The following is a 1,404-nucleotide window of genomic DNA, read 5'->3' as shown; positions in this document are numbered from 1 at the left end:
TTTTGACAAGACCAGCAAGGCGGCGGTCTCGGCCAGGGCGCGCTCCTTGCGCAGCAGGTCGCGTTCGAGTTCCTTGATGCGTTTTTTGTCGGCTCGCGTGGCCTGTGGGCTGGCACGGGCCTGCTCGGGCTCGGCCAGTGCGGCGGTCGCGCTGGCGTGCCACTTGTCCAACTCGGCGGGGTACACGCCGTGCTGGCGGCACCATGCATTCTTGCTGGCTTCGTCCAGCGCCGCCGTGGTGATCACCGCCTCCAGCCGGGCGCGTGCAGTCCATGCCCGCCCTCGGGCGGGCATGGACTGCACATCCTCGCGCCAGCGCTGCAGCGTGTCCACGCCGATTCCAATCTCACGCGCCACGACTTCCACCGCCGCGCTCTCCGGCGGCAACAACCGCGCCACCGCTTTGTCTTTGAATACTTGTCCGTATCGAGCCACTTCTGTCCTTCATCGCCGCCCCCGGGGTTCTGGTTCTATGGAGGCGACAACTATTCTGACGTGGGGGGGGGAGGCCTTTGTCTTTTCTAGCCAAAACAGTGCACAAAGGGGATGTTTGATAGCGCAAGTGATAGCGCAGAGCGCTGCCAGACACGGCGGCTGCGTTCGCGCCACGGCGCTCCAAACGAGCGAGATTCGGCCCAAATAGGCTAAAACCCGCGCCTACACCCGTCATCCACAACTCAAGGATGACGAACGATGAGCAGGTATCACCACCCCCTTCAGGCTACCCCGGCCACACTGGCCATGTCGGTCTTAATCGCCCCCATGGCGTCTGGGAAGGTCAACCATGGCTAAGCAGTCCAACCGCACCCCCAGCCCATTCAAGTACCGCAACGGCTGGCGCATCCAGGTCACCCTGGCCAACGGCAAGCGCCCAGCACGCACCTTCGATAAGTACGCCGATGCCCAGGCCTGGGCCAACGAGCAGCTGGCCAACGCCGACTGCGAGTACACCCCGGTGCTGGGCGGTCCCACGCAAGCCACCCTGGCCCAGGCACTTGATTACTACGCGCAAAACTGCAGTATTGCGAAAAAGGGCGTGGCACAGGAGCTGACCCGCATCAACCAGTACCTGGAGGCCACCGAGCTACCCCTGCTCAAAGCCTACGAGAACGAAGATGGCGGCATCGACATCCGCCCGCTGGACCGCAGCAGCCTGCGGCCCGAGTTCGAGGCCTATGTGCGCAAGCGCCGGGGCGAGCGCGAAGGAACTTTCGCGTTCAAGCACCGCCTGGCGCAGATGAAGTGCAGCCGCATCTCGCCGGCCGACATCCTGGCGTTTCGCGCGCAGATGCTCAAGGATGTTGATTCCAGAAACAAAGTGAGCCGGCTTCCGAACCAAAATTGAGCCACTGAATTGACGGTCAAATGGCTGTCTGGATTGTGGATAAGTCTACATCTTCGGCT

1 protein-coding gene and 1 pseudogene are annotated in these 1,404 nt (G+C 62.7%); one reads left to right on the top strand and one right to left on the bottom strand.

Features of this window, described 5'->3' with window-relative positions; all coding sequences use genetic code 11:
* Positions 1 to 435, bottom strand: a pseudogene (locus PYV55_RS16045) (IS3-like element ISAzo10 family transposase); the annotation flags it as partial.
* 349 nt (positions 436 to 784) lie between these two features.
* Between PYV55_RS16045 and PYV55_RS16040 the strand changes: the two are divergent.
* Complete coding sequence (locus tag PYV55_RS16040) at positions 785 to 1,345, top strand: hypothetical protein (RefSeq protein ID WP_275853234.1); 561 nt, start codon at positions 785 to 787, stop codon at positions 1,343 to 1,345.
* Positions 1,346 to 1,404 lie beyond the last annotated feature (59 nt).

The sequence above is a fragment of the Extensimonas soli genome (assembly GCF_029211265.1).
In the GTDB taxonomy this organism is placed as follows: domain Bacteria; phylum Pseudomonadota; class Gammaproteobacteria; order Burkholderiales; family Burkholderiaceae_C; genus Extensimonas; species Extensimonas soli.
This window is presented reverse-complemented; position numbering and strand designations above follow the sequence as displayed.

Excerpts from the sequence above, each read along its gene's own strand:
- PYV55_RS16040 (WP_275853234.1), top strand. The coding sequence starts at position 785 with ATGGCTAAGCAGTCCAACCGCACCCCCAGCCCATTCAAGTACCGCAAC.